The organism is Sphingomonas sp. SRS2 (genome assembly GCF_000971055.1).
Classification (GTDB): Bacteria; Pseudomonadota; Alphaproteobacteria; order Sphingomonadales; family Sphingomonadaceae; genus Rhizorhabdus.
Genome location: NZ_LARW01000097.1, coordinates 1 through 16464, shown reverse-complemented (window position 1 = coordinate 16464; position 16464 = coordinate 1). Strand labels below are relative to the sequence as shown.

Here is a 16464-nt window from a genome sequence, read left to right as displayed (position 1 = left end):
CGGTTCAGCCTCTATATGGTTCGAGGACGAGATCGCGGGTGACGATCACGCGGACCGGGAAGCCAGGGCGGATGGTGATGGTGGGCTGGATACTCAGCGAGCGGCCGACAATCTGCCGTCCTGTCTGGCTGATGCTGTCGGATCCGCCACGCCGTATCGCCTGAAGCAGGTCGCTCTCATCTGAGGATGTGCCTGCTTCCGACCCGACGCTCAGCAGGGTGGACAGCATCGCGGCTCGGAATAGTTGCCCCCAATGGTTGTCTACCTTGTCTTCAAGTCCGGCATAGCCGGAGGCGTCGGCACCGGGCTGACGCTCCAGGATGATCGAGTGGCCGTTGGGGACGATCAGGCGGCTCCAGACCAGAAGCGCCCGGGATTGGCCGAAACTGACCTGTGCGTCGTACTGTCCAATCAGTCGGGCACCCTGGGGGATGAGCAAGATGCGCCCGGTGGGGCCGTCATAGACATTCTCGGTGACTTGTGCGGTGATCTGGCCGGGCAGGTCCGAGCGCAGGCCCGTCACCATCGCTGCGGCAATCACAGCGCCCGCTTGCACGGTATAGGGACTCGCCGGGGCCTGAAGCGTTTCGGTACTGATCGTGCGCCGGTCAGCGGGACCGCCCAAGAATGCCGACCTCCGATCGCCTTCGCTTGGCGGCGGTGTCGGTTGACCGCTTCCGGCCGCGAGGGCGCCGAGTTGCGGCGGCGCCGCTCCCGGCATCTCGAGCCCAGCGGCTGAGGGACCGCTGCCGGGCGTGCGGGATTCCCCCGCGAACAGTCGACTGGCGCGAGCGGCCTCGCGTTCCTGAGCGATCCGCTGACGCTCCTGCGCAACGCGCTGGGCTTCCGGATCCGGCGCGGTCGCGGGTGCCGGAGCGCCCGGGATAGGACCGGGCTGGATGCCGTTGTTGAGCATGGGGCGTCCGAGATCGCCGGGGAGCGGCGGCCCGAGCGGCGGCACTTCACGAGGCACCCCGGCATAGGATGTAGGCAGCCGCGACAGGCCGTCGGCCGTGGTCCTGTTGTCGGTATTATAAAGCTCAGCGATCGTTGTCGGTCGGCTGGATTGCAGCGCCCATATCAACGATCCGCCGATTGCGACCGCCGAAACGCCCGCGATGAGGCCGAGCACTTTTCGCGACAGGCGAACGACCTTGGGCCGGTCGGGCCGAAGACGCAGCTCAGCGGCGATTTCGCGCTCTGGCCGAGGAGGATCGTCCGGCGTTTGCTCAGGAACGGGGCCGGTCACGATGCCGGCCTCGCGTCAATGCGAACGATACGGACGCGCCGTTGGCGGTCTTCGCCCAGGCGAAGCTCAGCGCCGCCAAAGAGACGGTCAACGACCATGTAGCGGCCGCGCACACGGTAGTTCACCAGTTCGGCATTGCCCTGTGCGCCGATGATCCAGAGCGGGGGCATCTCGCCCTGCGCAATGCCAGTTGGAAACTCGATGAAGACCTGCCGCCCGTCGTCGAAGGCCCTAACCGGTCGCCAAGCCGGATTGTCGCCTTCGATCCGGTAGCGAAAGTTCAGCGACTCCAGCGCCGGCAACGGCGAGGTCGCTGCCGTCTCCGCGGCCTGCGTTTGTGAGTTCTGGCGGCGTAGGGCGATGAGCTGGTCTTGCGGATAAGACCAGGAAACACTGGCCATGTAGGTGCGCTCGGCCGCCCGCAGTTCGAGATGATACGTCCGGCGATCGGTATTAATCACCAAGTTGGTCTGAAGATCGGCGCGCGTCGGCTTGACGAGGATATGGATCCTTCGGGTCGGCCCGCTGCCGCTTTCCGTATCACCGATGATCCAGCGCACCGTGTCGCCGGCGGCCACAGGTCCTGTGCCGACCAGTTGCTCACCCGCTTCGAGGGCGATGTCGGTCACCTGGCCCGGCGCTGTGTACACTTGGTACAGCGCGCCATCCGAATAGGGATAGACCTGAACCGCGTTGAAATAGCCGGACCGGCTTGGCTGAATGCGGGCCGCGCCATTGGCGGCTTCCACCCGTGCGCGCGGGTCGGCCGGCTCCGGTGTCTGCGAGGGGGGCGGTGGAATGCGTTGGAGTTGGCCTGGCAGAGGCAAGGGCGTCGGAATCTGCACGATTTCGACCGGCTTGGGCGGCTCGACCTCGGGCGTCGCCGGCTGCGGGGCCGCGATAGGATCATAGGTGATCTCCGGCGGCTTCCAGGTATGCGAACAGGCCGCGAGCGATACCGACGCAAGCATGATGGTTGTAACGGGGATCAGTCGCATCAGCCGAGCTCCTTCGACCAATTGAGGGCATGGACGTACACACCGAGCGGATTCTTGCGCAGGCGCTCGACGTCACGAGGGGTTTGGATTGTGATGGTCAGGATGGCCGTCCAGCGCTCGGTGGCCGCGAGCGCACCATCGACGTATCGCCGCTCGACCCAAGCAACGCGAAAGCTCCCCGGTGACGCTCGGATGACGCTGGAGACATCGACCGCGACCTGTTCCCGGCCGACCTTGGCAAACGGGTCGTTGACCCGGGCATAGTCGTTAAGCGCCAGCGCGCCTTGGTCGGTCGTATAGTCGTAGGCGCGTAGCCAGTTCTGGCGCAGCACGATCGGGTCCGCCGGGATTGAGCGGGTTTCCTCGATAAAGCGGGCGAGATGCCAAGCGATCTGAGGATCGGTCGGCCGATAGCCGGTCTCTGCTGGCGAAATCGCCTGGGCTTGCCCGAGCCGGTCAACCTGCACGACCCACGGCACGACCGTTCCAGACATGGCTTGCCAAACGACGGCAGCGGACAGGCCGGCAGACAGGAACAGCGAGCCGAACGCCATCAGTCGCCAGTTGCGAGCCTGGATGCGCGCAGACCCGATGCGGTCATCCCAAGCCTGAGCGGCACGTTGATAAGGGGTCTCTGGTTCGGGCGTCCGGCCGTAACGGCTGGACGGTCGTTTGAAGAACATCATTCACCCTCTCGAATGCTGACAGAAGAGCCTGCGCCGCCTCCATCGCCGGCACGGACGGCATGGATGGCGGTCTGGATGCCGTGCGCGGCTGATTGGCGTCGACGCATCGATTTGGCCCAGGCGGGCTCCCCGGAGGCGGAGCCCGCATCGTTGGCCGGGCTGGCGTCGGTCCCTCCGGTGACTTTGCCGCCCATGGCTTCGAACGCCGCCCGGCCACCGGCTTGGTAGCGCTGCCCCATCTCAGCGGCTGCTCTGCGGAGCGGCGAGGCCGCTGCGGAAGCCCCGGCTTGCGCGACGCCGGATAGTCCGCCCGCAACGCTGCCACCTTTGGCGGCGCTTCCAAGTTGATAGGCCGTCGAAGCGCCGCCAGCGACACTGGCTCCGCCCCGCACGGCCGCCATCGCCGCACCGGGCATTGCAACTCTGGCTCCTCTGATCGAGCTGAGATACTTTATCGGCCGATTACCGGCCCCCACGGCCCGGTGCTGCGCCGAATGGCGTCCGCCGACAGTCATCTCGGCCAGATTCGCCGCGCCGTTGCCCGGATTCGCGATCATTTTGACGAGCAGTTGCGGATCGAGGATGTCGCCGCCGCTGCGGGAATGAGCACATCTTCGCTGCACGAGCATTACAAGGCCGTGACCCGGATGACGCCGCTGGAATATCAGAAGCAGCTTCGACTTCAGGAGGCGCGCAGGCTGATGCTGTCCGAGGGTGCGACAGCCGGGAACGCGGGCTTCGCGGTGGGTTATGACAGTCAGTCGCAATTCACCCGGGAATATCGACGCCTGTTCGGCGCTCCCCCACGTCGGGATGTCGAACGGCTGCACGCCTCGCGGGCCGATATGATCGTGGCGTGACGTCTTTCAGCCCGCTACTGCCGGCGCCGATTACCGAGACCAATCGCCGATATTGGCTGTTCGGATGGCTTCCGCCCCCCGGCTTTCGAGGCCTGTCGGGCCGGCGGTGCGCTATCTTTGCCTTTGGGCCGTCGAGCCTATAGGCCCAGAGCGGTTGGAGACCGAAGCAGGGGACCGATTTCATGACGACCTCCCATTGGCTAGTGAAGTCAGAGCCCAACACCTATTCCTACGGCGATCTGGAGCGTGACGGCAAAACCATCTGGGATGGCGTCCGCAACAACGCTGCGGCCTTGCACCTGAAGGCGATGCGGGAGGGTGACGAGGTCTTCTTCTATCATTCACAGGAAGGGCTGGCGGTTGTCGGTATCGCCAAGGTCGTGCGTACCGCCTTCCCGGACAAGACCGACCCCGCAGGGCGTTTCGTCGCCGTCGAGCTCGCGCCGGTCCGCGCGCTCACCCGCCCGGTCACACTTGCCGACATGAAGGCCGAACCTGCGCTCGCCGACATGGCGATGTTGCGCCAGAGCCGCCTGTCAGTTTCCCCGGTCGCTGCCGACCAATGGAAGGTGATCCTGAAGATGGCGGGCGGCTAAGGCCGATCATCAGGTTCGACGCTTGACCATTCGCAGCGTCGGCCAGTCGCCGCGGACGATGCTTTCGGCCAGATACATGCCCTGCCGCCGATAGGCCTGCGCCACCGCATCGGCCTGGCTATCGAGCAGGCCGGCGAGGATCAGCGATCCGCCCGGTAATACGGCATTGCCGAACACCGGGGCGAGCTCGATCAGCGGTCCGGCAAGGATATTGGCGATCAGCAGGTCGTAAGGAAGACGGGTTTTGAGGCGTCGATGGGCAAGGCCCGCCGCGACGACCAGTTCGACCTGTCCACGACCTGACCCCAGGCGCACGGCATTGGGCCCGGCATTTTCGGCGGTCACTTCGATTGAGACCGGATCGATGTCCGACGCGATGACCTTGGCCGCGGGCCACAACGAGCGTGCGGCAAAGGCGAGCAGGCCGGTGCCGGTGCCGATATCGGCGATATCGTCGAAGCGCAGGCCGCTACGGCGAAGCTTGTCGAGCATCATCAGGCAGCCGGTGGTCGTCTCGTGATGGCCGGTCCCGAAGGCGCGGCCCGCGTCGATCACGAAGCCTGTCATCCCCTCGGGCGCCTGGTCGGCATTATAGGGTGTGTGGACGAAGAAGCGCCCGGCGCGGATCGGTTCGAGACCCGACTGCGACAGCGTCACCCAGTCTTCCTCGGGGATGTGGGTGACGGTCGGCTTTGCGCCTTTCGCGCTTGGCACCAGCGCGGCGATCAGGGCAAGCAGGGCCTTGTCGGGCTTCTGCTCGACATAAGCGTCGAGCTGCCAATCGTCGGGCTTGTCGGCGTCGGGCTCGCTGGTCATCAGCGTGGGGGGCGGATCGAGCAGTGCGATCTCCGGCACGTCGCCCGCCAGCAACTCGGCCTCGGCCTTGGTGCAGGGCAGGGTGATCTTCCAGCTTCCCGAGCGTTCGGGCGCGAAGGGGAAGCCTGTCACGCCATCGCCCTTGGGTTCTTTCCTGGACTTAGCGGACATAGCTGGCTCCGTTGATGTCGATCACCGCGCCGGTCATCGAAGCTGGCGCGTCGAGCGCGAGGAATTTCACGGCTTCGGCGACCTCGATCGGATCGGCGACCCGGCCCAGCGGAATGTCGGCGAGCAACTTGTCCCCGCCGCGGCTGGCCAGATAGTCCTCGGCCATGCCCGTCATCGTGAAGCCGGGGCAGATCGCGAAGGCGAGGATATTCTCCGCCGCATAGCCGCGCGCGATAGTCTTGGTCATCGCCACCATGCCCGCTTTCGATGCCGCATAATGCCAGTGCGCCGGGCTGTCGCCGCGATGGGCGGCACGGCTGGCGATATTGATGACACGGCCGCCGCCATGGCGCCGGAAATGCAGCACTGCAAGCCTGCACAGTTCGGCCGATGCAGTGAGGTTGATCTGCATCGTCCGGTTCCATGCCTCGGTCCACGCCGCGTCGGGGGCGTCGATCGATGCTGCCTCGAAGATGCCGGCATTGTTGACCAGTATGTCGATCCGCCCGTCGAGCCGTTCGAGCGCCTGTTCCCAGATGCGGCGCGGCGCGGTGGGATCGGTCAGGTCGGCGGCGAGTGTCGTTTCGTCAGCTTCGGCGGAGCGATGGCCGATGATCCGGACATCCTCCCCCGCGAAGCGTTCGACGATCGCCTTGCCGATGCCCCGGCTGGTGCCGGTAGCGAAGATATTGATGGTCATCGGGGCGGGATAGGAGGTGATCGCGCCGGGGGCAACGGGAAGCGGACGAGCCGCCGGTCAGCAAGAGGCGCTAACGGGCCGAGCCACCGGCCTGCGAGGCCGAACGACCGGCCGCGCTTATGCGAGGAAGCCAAGCAGGGTGGATGATCGTGGGCGCCGGCGTCTGAGGGCTAAATCAAACTACGCCGCGATCTTGCTGACGAAGTCGCCGGTGATCGTTTCGAGATTGGAGAGTTCGCCATCGACCCGGCGGAAGCCGGCTTCCAGATGGTCGATCTCGCCCGCGACATTCTCGGTGTCGGCGCGGATCGCCGAGATGGTCGTCGACATCGAGTCGGCGGCCAGCGCAGTCTCGTCGACTGCCGCCGTGATCATGGTCACGGTCTGCGCCTGTGTTTCCATTGTCATACGAATGCGCTCGGCAGAGGTCTGGACCTCGCCGACGATGTCGCGAATCGCGCCATTGGCTTCGACGGTCTGACGGGTGGCCGCCTGAATCGCTGCAATCTTGGCGGCGATATCGTCGGTGGCGCGAGCGGTCTGACTCGCAAGGCTCTTCACCTCCTGCGCAACCACTGCGAAGCCGCGGCCGGCGTCACCCGCGCGGGCTGCCTCGATCGTGGCGTTGAGCGCGAGCAGATTGGTCTGGCCGGCGATGTCGCGGATCAGGCCCAGGATCGATTCGATCGCCTGCGCATGATCGGACAGCACTTCGGAGATGGCGACCGCATGGACCGAGCGATCAGCGGCGCGGGTGGCGATCTGGGCGGCCACCTCGACTTCGGCGCGGCTTTCCTCGATCGCGCGGATCAATCCGGCGGCGGTATGCGCGGCTTCGCGCATCGCCAGGGCCGATTGCTCGGCCGCTGCGGCGACTTCGGAAGTCTTGCCCAGCATGCCGCGCGCAGCGTGCGAGGTGTGGCCCGTGCGCTCGCGCAGCCCGCGGCTGTCGTCGAGGGCGCGGGTTAGCGTCTCGGAAATATCGGACCGGAAGGTGCGGCTCTGGCTGGCGAGCCCCTGATGCTGACTCGCGCGATTTTGCGCGCCGACCTGAGTGAAGGTGAGGTCGAAATAGAGGCCGTTGAGGGTAAACAGGGCCTCGCAGCTGCGCGCTACGAACTCGGAATCCTGGGGAAAGCGCCGGATGATCTCGCCGCTGATGTGGGCGATCGCCCCGGACGTCCTGCAGGCGACCGAACTATGGTCGCCGCCATTCAGCACGAAATTGAAGGTGTTGTCGGAATAGACACGCAGGTTGGCGATCGAGAGCCCTTCGCTGAGGATGGTTTTCCACATGCGGTTGACGCGCTGGCCGATATCATCGCCGCCGGTGACGGCATTATAAGCTGCGCGACTCGTCGGGTCGGATTCGAAAATGCCGCTATAGTGAACCCGCAGGGAATCGAGCAGCTCGTCGCCGAGCCGCGCCCAGATGGCCTTGAGTCGCTCATTGAGGTCGCCCCGATGATCATAGATCCCCAACTTGCGGGTGATCTCCTGATCGGACAGCCCGACTGCGCTCACCTCTTGACCGTTCATCATGACTCGCTGCGTTCCCTATGATTCTGCGAACGAGGGCAGTTTTAGGCGGCAATGGTAAACAGGGCCTTTAGGCTATTTGGAATTCGGCGGAATAAAGCGACCGAAACGACGCCAAGCGCCTTGCATGGCGTGGCGCTTCGGCTAAGAACGTCGCCGTCGACAGAGGGAGGGCATCATGTCGCGCAATCCAGGGCGTCCGCTATCGCCACACCTCACAATCTGGAAATGGGGACCACATATGGTGGTCTCGATCCTGCACCGGGTAACCGGATCGGGCATGGCCGTGGTTGGGGGACTTGGCTTCATCTGGTGGCTGGTGGCCGTCGCGAGCGGACCGGAGGCCTATGCGACCTTCCTGGCCGTCGCGACGTCATGGTTTGGCTATCTCGTCGCGGTCGGGCTTACGTGGGCCTTCTTCCAGCATATGTTCTCGGCGCTGCGGCACTTCGTGCTCGATATCGGCGCGGGCTATGAGCTGAAGACCAACAAGATGGCTGCCGTGGCGACCATGGTGGGTGCGATCCTGGTCACGCTGCTGATCTGGGGGCCCATTCTGGCCCGGCTCGCGCAGGGAGCTGAATAATGGGTTCGGGAACGGGAATCGGCCGCGTCCGCGGTCTCGGCTCGGCCAAACATGGTTCGATGCACTGGTGGCGTCAGCGGGTGACGGCGGTCAGCAACCTGCTGCTCGGGCTTTGGTTCGTGGTATCGCTGTTCCGCCTGCCGTCATTCGAGCATGGCGCAATCATCCAATGGATCGGCACGCCGATGGTGGCTGTTCCGCTGATCCTGTTTACGATTTCGGTCTTCTATCATCTGCGGCTCGGCCTGCAGGTGGTGATGGAGGATTATGTGCATGAGGAGGCCGGCAAGGTGTTCTTCGTGCTGTTGCTGAACTTCTATTCGATCGCGGGCGCCGCGCTGGCGATCTTCTCGATCCTCAAGATCGCATTCGGGGGAGTGCCCGCCTGATGGCCGAGGCTTACAAGATCATCGACCACCTCTATGATGCGGTGGTCGTCGGTGCGGGCGGATCGGGCCTGCGCGCGACCATGGGCGCTGCCGGCGCCGGTCTCAAGACCGCGTGCATCACGAAGGTGTTCCCGACCCGCAGCCATACCGTCGCGGCGCAGGGTGGCATTGCCGCCTCGCTCGGCAATATGGGGCCGGATCACTGGACCTGGCATATGTACGACACCGTCAAGGGGTCCGACTGGCTGGGCGACCAGGACGCGATCGAATATATGGTGCGCGAGGCGCCCGCCGCGGTGATCGAGCTGGAGCACGCTGGCGTGCCGTTCAGCCGCACCAACGAGGGCAAGATCTACCAGCGCCCATTCGGTGGCCATATGCAGAATATGGGCGCGGGCCCGCCGGTGCAGCGCACCTGCGCCGCGGCCGACCGTACCGGCCACGCCATGCTCCACGCGCTTTATCAGCAGAGCCTGAAGTACGACGCGGACTTCTACATCGAATATTTCGCGCTCGACCTGATCATGGAAGGCGGCGAGTGCAAGGGCGTGATCGCGCTGTGCATGGAGGATGGTTCGATCCATCGCTTTCGCAGCCATGCCGTGGTTCTCGCGACGGGCGGTTCGGGCCGCACCTATTTCTCCGCGACATCGGCGCATACCTGCACCGGTGACGGCGGCGGCATGGTGCTGCGCGCGGGCCTTCCGCTCCAGGACATGGAGTTCGTTCAGTTCCATCCGACCGGCATCTATGGCGCGGGCGTGCTCATCACCGAGGGTGCGCGAGGCGAGGGCGGCTATCTGACCAACTCCGAAGGCGAGCGCTTCATGGAGCGCTATGCGCCTTCCGCGAAGGACCTCGCCAGCCGCGACGTCGTGTCGCGTTCGATGGCGATGGAGATGCGCGAGGGCCGTGGCGTCGGCAAGAATGGCGATTATATCTACCTTCACCTCGATCATATCGATCCGAAGGTGCTGGCGGAGCGCCTGCCGGGCATCACCGAGACCGGCAAGATTTTCGCCAACGTCGATCTGACCCGCCAGCCGCTGCCGGTAACGCCGACGGTCCATTATAATATGGGCGGCATCCCCTGTAACTATCATGGCGAGGTCGTCACCCTGAAGGACGGCAACCCGGACACGGTGGTGCCGGGCCTGTTCGCGGTCGGCGAAGCCGCCTGCGTTTCGGTGCATGGCGCGAACCGCCTCGGCTCCAACTCGCTGATCGATCTGGTCGTGTTCGGCCGCGCGACGGGCTTCCGCCTCGCCGAGCTGATCAAGCCGAACAGCAAGCATGGCGCGGTCGTCACCGAAGCCGACGAGAAGGCTCTCGGACGGCTCGACCATTATCGCAGCGCGAAGGGCGGCACGCCCACGGCGGAAATCCGCCTCAACATGCAGCATACGATGCAGAAGCACTGCGCGGTGTTCCGCGATAACGAGCTGCTGCGCGAGGGCCTCGGTCTGATCGACAATGTCTATGCCAATCTGCAGGACGTCGGCGTCACCGACCGTTCGCTGATCTGGAACACCGACCTCGTCGAGACACTCGAGCTCGACAACATGCTGCCGCAGGCGGTGGTGACGATGCACTCAGCGGCCAACCGCAAGGAAAGCCGTGGGGCGCATATGCATGAAAGCTATCCCGATCGCGACGATGCGAACTGGATGAAGCACACGATCACCTGGTTCGATAAGGGCGCGGTGACGATCGATTACCGCCCGGTGCACGAATATACGCTCACCGACGAAGCCGAATATGTGAAGCCGAAACCACGCGTTTACTGAGCGGGGCTTTCACCAAATACGAAAAAGGGGGGGCTGCGGCCCCCCTTTTTTGTATCTGGGCTCAGGCCGCGCGTGCGCTCGGCGCTTTCAGGGCAGATCGCACCGCCGGGACGAACGCCTCGGCTATCGCAGCGATGCCCAGGGCATTGGGATGAATTCCGTCGCGCAAGCAAAAGCGCGGATTGGCGAGCACATCCTTAGGGAAGAAGGGCGCGACGGGAATATCATGCTTTGCCGCAAGATCGTCGTAGAGCGTGGCGCAAGCCTGGCCGAACGCGCCGAACGATGCAGGCGCTTCCATCTTCGCCAGCAAGACCGGAATGCCGATCCGCGTCAGATCCGTAATGATTATGTCCAGATTGGCGCGCGTCTGCGTCAGCGGGATGCCGCGCAGCAGATCATTGGCGCCGAGTTCGACGATCGCCAGATCGGGCCGGGCCTTGAGACGGCTCAGTTCGCGCGAAAGGCGCTTCAGCGCGGCGGTGGTCGTATCGCCAGACACGCCGGCGTTGATGACCTTAGCACCGGCATGGCTCGACTGAAGCTGCCGTTCGAGCTGTGCCGCGAAACTTTGGTAGGCCGCCAGACCATAGCCTGCGGTCAGGCTATCGCCGAAGGCGAGGATGAACGGGGCGGTCATACAGACATCCCCGTCTTGAACGAAGCCGTCAGGCTCCGCGCAGTGCGTGCGAACATGATATCTCCTTGAGAACTCCCGATATGGGAAGCGAATGCCGGATTTCCAATATGGTCAGCGCGCGTGCCGTGCTTGCAGTCGGATGCCAGCCTCGCCAAAGTAGGCCATGCGCTTTTTGATCCCCGCCATGCTCCTGCTGGCCGCCGCCCCGCTTGCGGCCGCGCCCAGGCCTTCGCCGATCCTTACAACCCCCGACGCGCGCGATGCGCTGTCCTATGCCCGGCCCGAAGTGGCTCGGGTGACGCATATCGATCTCGACCTCATCGCGGATTTCACCACGAAGGAAATGCGCGGGACGGCAACGCTCGACATCGTCGCGCGGCCCGGCGCATCGGAGATTGTCCTCGACGATAAGAGTCTGGTGATTGAGCGAATCGCCGACCCGAAGGGCAGGCCGCTGACCTGGAGCGTCGGCGCGGCCGACGCTTATAAGGGAGCGCCGCTGACGGTGCGGATCGGCGCGGCGCGCAGGATCGTCATCACCTATCGGTCGAAGCCCGAGGCGAGCGCGCTCGGCTGGCTGCCGCCCGAGCTTACCGCGGGCAAGAAGAAGCCGTTCCTGTTCAGCCAGGGCCAGTCGATCGAGAACCGAAGCTGGATACCGACCCAGGACAGCCCCGGCCTCCGCCAGAGCTGGTCGGCGCGCATCACCGTGCCCGCCGACCTGGTCGCGGTAATGAGCGGCGCGCGGCTGACGCCCAGAGGGGAGGCGGCCGGACGGGGGATGAAGCGCTTCCGCTTCCGCATGGATCATCCGGTACCGCCTTATCTGATTGCGCTCGCGATCGGCGACATAGGCTTCAAACCGCTGGGCAAGCGCACCGGTGTCTATGCCGAGCCGGTGGCGCTGGACATGGCGGCGCGCGAACTCGACGATACCGAGGCAATGATTCGCGCTGCCGAGGGATTATATGGCCCCTATCGCTGGGGGCGCTACGATATGCTCGTGCTGCCACCCTCCTTTCCTTATGGCGGGATGGAGAATCCGACGCTGACCTTCCTCACGCCGACGATGTTCACTGGCGACAAGGCGAACACCGATCTCGTCGCGCACGAACTGGCGCATAGCTGGTCGGGCAATCTCGTTACCAACGCGACATGGTCCGACAGTTGGCTCAACGAGGGTTTCACCACCTATTTCGAAAACCGGATCGACGAGATCGTCTATGGCAAGGAGCGCGCCGCGGTGCTGGCAGACCTGTCATGGGACGATCTGCAACGCGACCTGAAGGAAGCCAAGCCGAGCGCCACCCGGCTCCACGGCGAGCCTGAGGAACTTTACGGCGAACTCGCTTATAATAAGGGCGCGATCTTCCTGCGCACGATCGAGCAGGCGGTCGGCCGCGCGCGATGGGACGCCTATCTGCGCTCTTATTTCGACCGGCATGCCTTTCAGCCGCAGACCACCGCCAATTTCCTGACCGACATCCGCGCGCAGTTGATCAGAGGCGACGCCGGGCTGGAGGCGAAGCTTCAACTCGACCGCTGGGCGTATCAGCCCGGGTTGCCGGACAATGCGGTCCATGTCCGTTCGAATACGCTGGCCCAGGTCGATCGTTCGATCGAGCAGGTGAAGGCGGGAGCGGCGATCGCGTCGTTGCCCTTTTCGAGCTGGGGGACGCAGGAATGGCAGCGCTTCCTCAACGGCCTGCCGCGCAAACTGCCGGCCGCGCGGCTTGACGAGATCGACGGCGCCATGCGGCTCTCCGGGTCGCCGAACGCCTATGTCCGTTCGGCCTGGCTCGTGCTGGCGCTGGGCAACCGCTATCAGCCTGCCGTGGCCTCGGCGGAGGAGTTCCTGCCGCGCATCGGGCGGATGCTGCTGATCCGTCCGGTCTATCGGGCGCTTCACGAGCAGGGCGAGTGGGGCAGGCCGATCGCCAATCGCATCTATGCTGGCGCGCGGCCGCATTACCACCCTGTCACGGTCGCGTCGGTCGACAAGATCCTCAGCGGAAACCACTGACACGCCCGGCTGGCTTTCATCTTCCTGCCGCAATTCCGGCCTAGGGGCCCGCCCCATGAAGAAAGCCATAATCCTCTCGGCGGGGCAGGGGTCGCGACTGCTGCCGTTGACCGCCGACCAGCCTAAATGCCTGATCGATTTCGCGGGTAAGAGCCTGATCGCCTGGCAGATCGAGTCGCTGGTCGCCAACGGCATCGCCGAGATCGCGGTCGTCACCGGCTTCCGTGACGCAAAGCTCAACGCCGCGCTGGCGGAGATCCGGCATCCGGGCCTGACGATCCGTACCGTGTTCAATCCCTTCTACAAGGTCGCGGATAATCTCGGTTCCTGCTGGATCGTGCGGGAGGAAATGGATCAGGATTTCATCATTCTCAACGGCGATACGCTGGTCTCGCCAGAGATCGTCGGCCGGCTGATCGCGGGTGCGACATCGCCGATCACGGTCACGATCGACATCAAAGACAGCTACGACCTCGACGACATGAAGGTGCAGCGCGACGGCGATCGGCTGCTCCAGATCGGCAAGCGGCTCGAACCGCATGAGACCAATGCGGAGTCGATCGGCATGCTTGCCTTCAAAGGCGACGGCCCGTCGATTTTCCGCAATCAGGTCGAGGCGATGATGCGGACGCCCGAAGGCGTGCTAAACTGGTATCTGAAGGCCATCCATGCGCTGGCCCCGTCGGGGGTGGTGAGCACGGTGTCGATCCAGGGGCTGGACTGGGCTGAGGTCGATTTTCCCGAGGACCTGCCGATCGCAAGGGCGCTCACCGAAGGGTGGGGGAGCGGGCCGGTACCGCTTCCACGTAAGTGAAACAAACTCTAGGAGGGCCAGATACCCTTGAGCCAGACAGCCAACGCCTTGATCTGATCGGCATCAAGCGCAACCGCCTGCCCCAGCGCGGGCTGCCCCGCCCAGCCGGCGTCGGTGACGGATACGCCACCATATTCCCGGTCGCCTTCATAGCGCGGGATGACGTGGAAATGGACGTACGGATCGACCATCATCAGCATCAGATAATTGATCTTCTGATAGGTAACGGCGCGCGTGAGCGCCGCTTCGATCTCGGCAATGATGATGGCCAGTTCGGCGTGCGCCTCGGGCGGCAGCGCGCCGAAGGCGGTGGCATCGGACTTGGCGGCGAGGACCAGTGATCCCAGCGTAGGCTGGGCAGGGCGCAGCAGCACGACCCAATGATGATAATCGCGGATCAGCGTTGCGGGATAACCGAACTTCTCGATCGTCGCGTTGGCCATCCTACACCTCCAGCCAGGACCGGATTTTTATGCCGCGCCGGCGCCGCTTGGTCGCCTGGTAAAGGCGTACCGCGTGGAAGACGCAGGATAGCACTGTCCAGACCGCAACCCCAATGATGCCGAAGTCGGGCCGCTGCAGAGCGGTCGCGACGAACAGGATGACCATGTTCGGATTGCGCCGGGCGGTGATCAGCCGGAAATCGCTGTCGACCTTTTGCCAGACATGGATGTGCATATTGCCGAATCGCCGCATGAACACGCCTTCGATCAGACGCTGGACGACATAGCCGCCGACGATCGCGATCATCACGATAGCGAACACGGCATGGGGAAGCTCCTGACCCCAATGGACGAGGCCTACTCCCCACGCCCACCACCAGAAGGGCGGATGGACCAGATCGAGCCCATGGTCGAAGATATTGCCCCAATAGCTCGAGGTAATCGTGCACCGCGCGAGCTTGCCGTCCACCGTATCGAGCACCATGAAGCCGAGTCCGGCGGCCATGCCCTCCCAATAGCGGCCTTCCCAGAACAGCCAGGTTGCGAGCACGCACAATATGGCGCCGATCGCCGTCACCATATTGGGGGTCATGTGGAGACGCGCGGCGATCCGCGTCAGCACCAGCGCCCATTCAGGCCAGAGATATTTGGTCAGGATGTCGGTCACGCCCTTATAGGCGCCATAATAGGTCTTGCGTTCGATCGAGCGGACGCTGCCCGGTTCGAGCTTCTCTATCACCGGTTCCTCGCGCTTGCGCAGCGAGGCGTTGTAGAAGACACGGTGGTCCTCGGCGCGGACCTCGGTCAGGCCGTCGAACGAGGCTTTCTCCTGCGATTCGGTGACGTGCGCGATCACCGGTTCGCCGTTCAAGGTCAACACCTCGCCCGGGCGCGACGCCATGAACTTCAGCCACGCCGGCTCGAACACATGGCTCGCGGCCACCACCAGCGCCGGCCCCTGGCCAGCGCGGTCGAAGGGCAGTTTCTGCGCGCGGGCGATACGGCGCAGCCGTTCGCTGCTGGTCATGCCCCACAACAGGGTAGGGTTCGTTCCGACCGGACGAACGGTAAGCGAGGAGACTGTCATGCTGTCCTTAATTCTTGCTTGGCAGCTTCCTTGCCCATCGTCCGCCGGACTGGCAAGGCTCGAAAGATGCATAATGGTGGCTTCACTGCGATCGTCCTTGCCGGCCAGCGACCCGGCACAGACCCCTTGTCCGAATATTTCGGTCAGCCCCGCAAGGCGTTGATCGAGGTGGCCGGCCAACCGATGCTGGCGTGGGTCGGCGCGACCCTGATCGCGCGCGGCGATGTCGATCGGATCATTATCCTCGCGCAGGATGCCGATGCCCTGCTTGATCATCCCGGCACCCGCTGGCTGCGCGACGAAGCTCGGGTGACCGCGCGCGACTGCGGCGATTCGATCGTCGAGGCGATCAGCCGGACGCTTCGCGCCATGCCGAACGCCTATCCCTTCCTGTTGACGACCGCCGACAACGTCCTGCTCGACGACGCGATACTCCATCAGTTCGCCGCGCGATCTGCCGGCGCCGACGTGGCGGTGGCGCTGGTCGAGCGCCGGACGCTCGAGCTCGCCTATCCTGGAAACCGTCGCACCTGGCTCCCTTTTCGCGGAGGCGCATATTCGGGCGCCAATCTCTTCTGGCTCGGCAGCCCGGCTGCGCTGGAGGCGCTGGCGGTGTGGCGGCGGATCGAGCAGCAGCGCAAGAAGGCGCGTGCGGTGTTGGGGGCCTTTGGCCTTGGTCTCGCCCTGATGATCGGGACGCGATTGCTGACCCTCAATCAGGCGATCGCCCGAGCGGGCGGGCGGCTGGGGATCACGGCGCGTGCCGTGGTGTTGCCCTTCGCCGAAGCCTGTATCGATGTCGACAAGCCGTCCGACCATGCGATGGCGGAGGATATCCTGCGCAAGCGGCAGCGATAGAGTCTAGGGGTTGTGGGGATTTAGGATTCACATTTTTGGGGAGATGTGATTCACACTTTGGATGGAACGCTTCGTACTGACCGACGCCCAGTGGGCAAAGATGGAACCGCATTGTCTGGGTAAGCCGACCGACCCGGGACGAAGCGGGAGGAACAACCGTCTATTTTTGGAGGCAGTGCTATGGATTGTCCGGACGGGCAGTCCATGGCGTGATCTGCCGAC

At 64.4% G+C, this 16464-nt stretch carries 17 protein-coding genes and 1 pseudogene; 9 read left to right on the top strand and 9 right to left on the bottom strand.

What is annotated here, in order from left to right:
• Positions 1-4: 4 nt before the first annotated feature.
• Genes WP12_RS13950 through trbF form a run of 3 tightly spaced genes read right to left on the bottom strand, consistent with a single transcriptional unit; the run spans position 5 to position 2930 of the window.
• Complete coding sequence (locus WP12_RS13950) at positions 5-1249, bottom strand: TrbI/VirB10 family protein (RefSeq protein WP_046194293.1); 1245 nt, start codon at positions 1247-1249, stop codon at positions 5-7.
• Positions 1246-2247, bottom strand: coding sequence for a P-type conjugative transfer protein TrbG (trbG, locus tag WP12_RS13945; protein WP_046194292.1), 1002 nt, complete (start codon positions 2245-2247; stop codon positions 1246-1248). The genes WP12_RS13950 and trbG overlap by 4 nt, the downstream gene beginning before the upstream one ends.
• The gene (gene trbF, locus WP12_RS13940) at positions 2247-2930 is read right to left on the bottom strand and encodes a conjugal transfer protein TrbF (protein ID WP_428842952.1); all 684 of its coding nucleotides are present in this window, start codon (positions 2928-2930) and stop codon (positions 2247-2249) included. The genes trbG and trbF overlap by 1 nt, the downstream gene beginning before the upstream one ends.
• A gap of 417 nt (positions 2931-3347) precedes the next feature.
• Between trbF and WP12_RS13930 the strand changes: the two are divergent.
• Positions 3348-3793, top strand: a pseudogene (locus WP12_RS13930) (helix-turn-helix domain-containing protein); the annotation flags it as partial.
• Between the two features lie 182 nt (positions 3794-3975).
• Positions 3976-4389, top strand: a complete 414-nt coding sequence (locus tag WP12_RS13925) for an EVE domain-containing protein (protein WP_046194291.1) — start codon at positions 3976-3978, stop codon at positions 4387-4389.
• Positions 4390-4398: 9 nt separating this feature from the next.
• Here WP12_RS13925 and WP12_RS13920 read toward each other — a convergent pair whose 3' ends face one another.
• From WP12_RS13920 to WP12_RS13910, 3 genes are all read right to left on the bottom strand, one after another.
• Positions 4399-5376, bottom strand: a complete 978-nt coding sequence (locus tag WP12_RS13920; protein WP_046194290.1) for a 50S ribosomal protein L11 methyltransferase — start codon at positions 5374-5376, stop codon at positions 4399-4401.
• The gene (locus WP12_RS13915; RefSeq protein WP_046194289.1) at positions 5366-6076 is read right to left on the bottom strand and encodes an SDR family NAD(P)-dependent oxidoreductase; all 711 of its coding nucleotides are present in this window, start codon (positions 6074-6076) and stop codon (positions 5366-5368) included. Before WP12_RS13915 ends, WP12_RS13920 begins: the two co-directional genes overlap by 11 nt.
• A gap of 180 nt (positions 6077-6256) precedes the next feature.
• Complete coding sequence (locus tag WP12_RS13910) at positions 6257-7618, bottom strand: methyl-accepting chemotaxis protein (RefSeq protein WP_046194288.1); 1362 nt, start codon at positions 7616-7618, stop codon at positions 6257-6259.
• 175 nt (positions 7619-7793) lie between these two features.
• Between WP12_RS13910 and sdhC the strand changes: the two genes are divergently transcribed.
• Genes sdhC through sdhA form a run of 3 tightly spaced genes read left to right on the top strand, consistent with a single transcriptional unit; the run spans position 7794 to position 10377 of the window.
• Entirely contained in the window at positions 7794-8201 is a 408-nt protein-coding gene (gene sdhC, locus WP12_RS13905; RefSeq protein ID WP_046194287.1) for a succinate dehydrogenase, cytochrome b556 subunit, read from the top strand.
• A complete protein-coding gene (gene sdhD / locus WP12_RS13900) occupies positions 8201-8590 on the top strand; it encodes a succinate dehydrogenase, hydrophobic membrane anchor protein (protein WP_046194286.1) in 390 nt (129 codons plus the stop codon). The genes sdhC and sdhD overlap by 1 nt, the downstream gene beginning before the upstream one ends.
• On the top strand, positions 8590-10377 hold the full coding sequence (sdhA, locus tag WP12_RS13895; RefSeq protein WP_046194285.1) for a succinate dehydrogenase flavoprotein subunit: 1788 nt from the start codon (positions 8590-8592) through the stop codon (positions 10375-10377). The genes sdhD and sdhA overlap by 1 nt, the downstream gene beginning before the upstream one ends.
• Positions 10378-10438: 61 nt before the next feature.
• Here sdhA and WP12_RS13890 read toward each other — a convergent pair whose 3' ends face one another.
• Complete coding sequence (locus WP12_RS13890; RefSeq protein WP_046194284.1) at positions 10439-11017, bottom strand: arylesterase; 579 nt, start codon at positions 11015-11017, stop codon at positions 10439-10441.
• A 163-nt stretch (positions 11018-11180) separates the two neighbouring features.
• Between WP12_RS13890 and WP12_RS13885 the strand changes: the two genes are divergently transcribed.
• The gene (locus WP12_RS13885) at positions 11181-13040 is read left to right on the top strand and encodes a M1 family metallopeptidase (protein ID WP_046194283.1); all 1860 of its coding nucleotides are present in this window, start codon (positions 11181-11183) and stop codon (positions 13038-13040) included.
• Positions 13041-13095: 55 nt separating this feature from the next.
• The gene (locus tag WP12_RS13880; protein ID WP_046194282.1) at positions 13096-13854 is read left to right on the top strand and encodes a phosphocholine cytidylyltransferase family protein; all 759 of its coding nucleotides are present in this window, start codon (positions 13096-13098) and stop codon (positions 13852-13854) included.
• An 8-nt stretch (positions 13855-13862) separates the two neighbouring features.
• Here WP12_RS13880 and WP12_RS13875 read toward each other — a convergent pair whose 3' ends face one another.
• Positions 13863-14297 (bottom strand): hydrolase, encoded by a 435-nt coding sequence (locus WP12_RS13875; RefSeq protein ID WP_046194281.1) that lies wholly within the window; start codon positions 14295-14297, stop codon positions 13863-13865.
• 1 nt (position 14298) lies between these two features.
• Positions 14299-15384: a CDP-alcohol phosphatidyltransferase family protein gene (locus tag WP12_RS13870; protein ID WP_046194280.1), complete on the bottom strand. Its 1086-nt coding sequence runs from the start codon at positions 15382-15384 to the stop codon at positions 14299-14301.
• 66 nt (positions 15385-15450) lie between these two features.
• Here WP12_RS13870 and WP12_RS13865 point away from each other — a divergent pair, with 66 nt between their 5' ends.
• Both WP12_RS13865 and WP12_RS24185 read left to right on the top strand, forming a co-directional pair.
• Entirely contained in the window at positions 15451-16242 is a 792-nt protein-coding gene (locus WP12_RS13865) for a nucleotidyltransferase family protein (RefSeq protein WP_046194279.1), read from the top strand.
• Positions 16243-16303: 61 nt separating this feature from the next.
• The coding region (locus WP12_RS24185) for a transposase (protein WP_152663831.1) at positions 16304-16464 on the top strand (161 nt) is incomplete at its 3' end.

Excerpts from the sequence above, each read along its gene's own strand:
- sdhC (WP_046194287.1), top strand. The coding sequence starts at position 7,794 with ATGTCGCGCAATCCAGGGCGTCCGCTATCGCCACACCTCACAATCTGG.
- WP12_RS13925 (WP_046194291.1), top strand. The coding sequence starts at position 3,976 with ATGACGACCTCCCATTGGCTAGTGAAGTCAGAGCCCAACACCTATTCC.
- WP12_RS13885 (WP_046194283.1), top strand. The coding sequence starts at position 11,181 with ATGCGCTTTTTGATCCCCGCCATGCTCCTGCTGGCCGCCGCCCCGCTT.
- WP12_RS13920 (WP_046194290.1), bottom strand. The coding sequence starts at position 5,376 with ATGTCCGCTAAGTCCAGGAAAGAACCCAAGGGCGATGGCGTGACAGGC.
- WP12_RS13875 (WP_046194281.1), bottom strand. The coding sequence starts at position 14,297 with ATGGCCAACGCGACGATCGAGAAGTTCGGTTATCCCGCAACGCTGATC.
- trbF (WP_428842952.1), bottom strand. The coding sequence starts at position 2,930 with ATGTTCTTCAAACGACCGTCCAGCCGTTACGGCCGGACGCCCGAACCA.
- sdhD (WP_046194286.1), top strand. The coding sequence starts at position 8,201 with ATGGGTTCGGGAACGGGAATCGGCCGCGTCCGCGGTCTCGGCTCGGCC.
- WP12_RS13870 (WP_046194280.1), bottom strand. The coding sequence starts at position 15,384 with ATGACAGTCTCCTCGCTTACCGTTCGTCCGGTCGGAACGAACCCTACC.
- WP12_RS13910 (WP_046194288.1), bottom strand. The coding sequence starts at position 7,618 with ATGATGAACGGTCAAGAGGTGAGCGCAGTCGGGCTGTCCGATCAGGAG.
- WP12_RS13880 (WP_046194282.1), top strand. The coding sequence starts at position 13,096 with ATGAAGAAAGCCATAATCCTCTCGGCGGGGCAGGGGTCGCGACTGCTG.
- WP12_RS13865 (WP_046194279.1), top strand. The coding sequence starts at position 15,451 with ATGCATAATGGTGGCTTCACTGCGATCGTCCTTGCCGGCCAGCGACCC.
- sdhA (WP_046194285.1), top strand. The coding sequence starts at position 8,590 with ATGGCCGAGGCTTACAAGATCATCGACCACCTCTATGATGCGGTGGTC.
- WP12_RS13890 (WP_046194284.1), bottom strand. The coding sequence starts at position 11,017 with ATGACCGCCCCGTTCATCCTCGCCTTCGGCGATAGCCTGACCGCAGGC.
- trbG (WP_046194292.1), bottom strand. The coding sequence starts at position 2,247 with ATGCGACTGATCCCCGTTACAACCATCATGCTTGCGTCGGTATCGCTC.
- WP12_RS13915 (WP_046194289.1), bottom strand. The coding sequence starts at position 6,076 with ATGACCATCAATATCTTCGCTACCGGCACCAGCCGGGGCATCGGCAAG.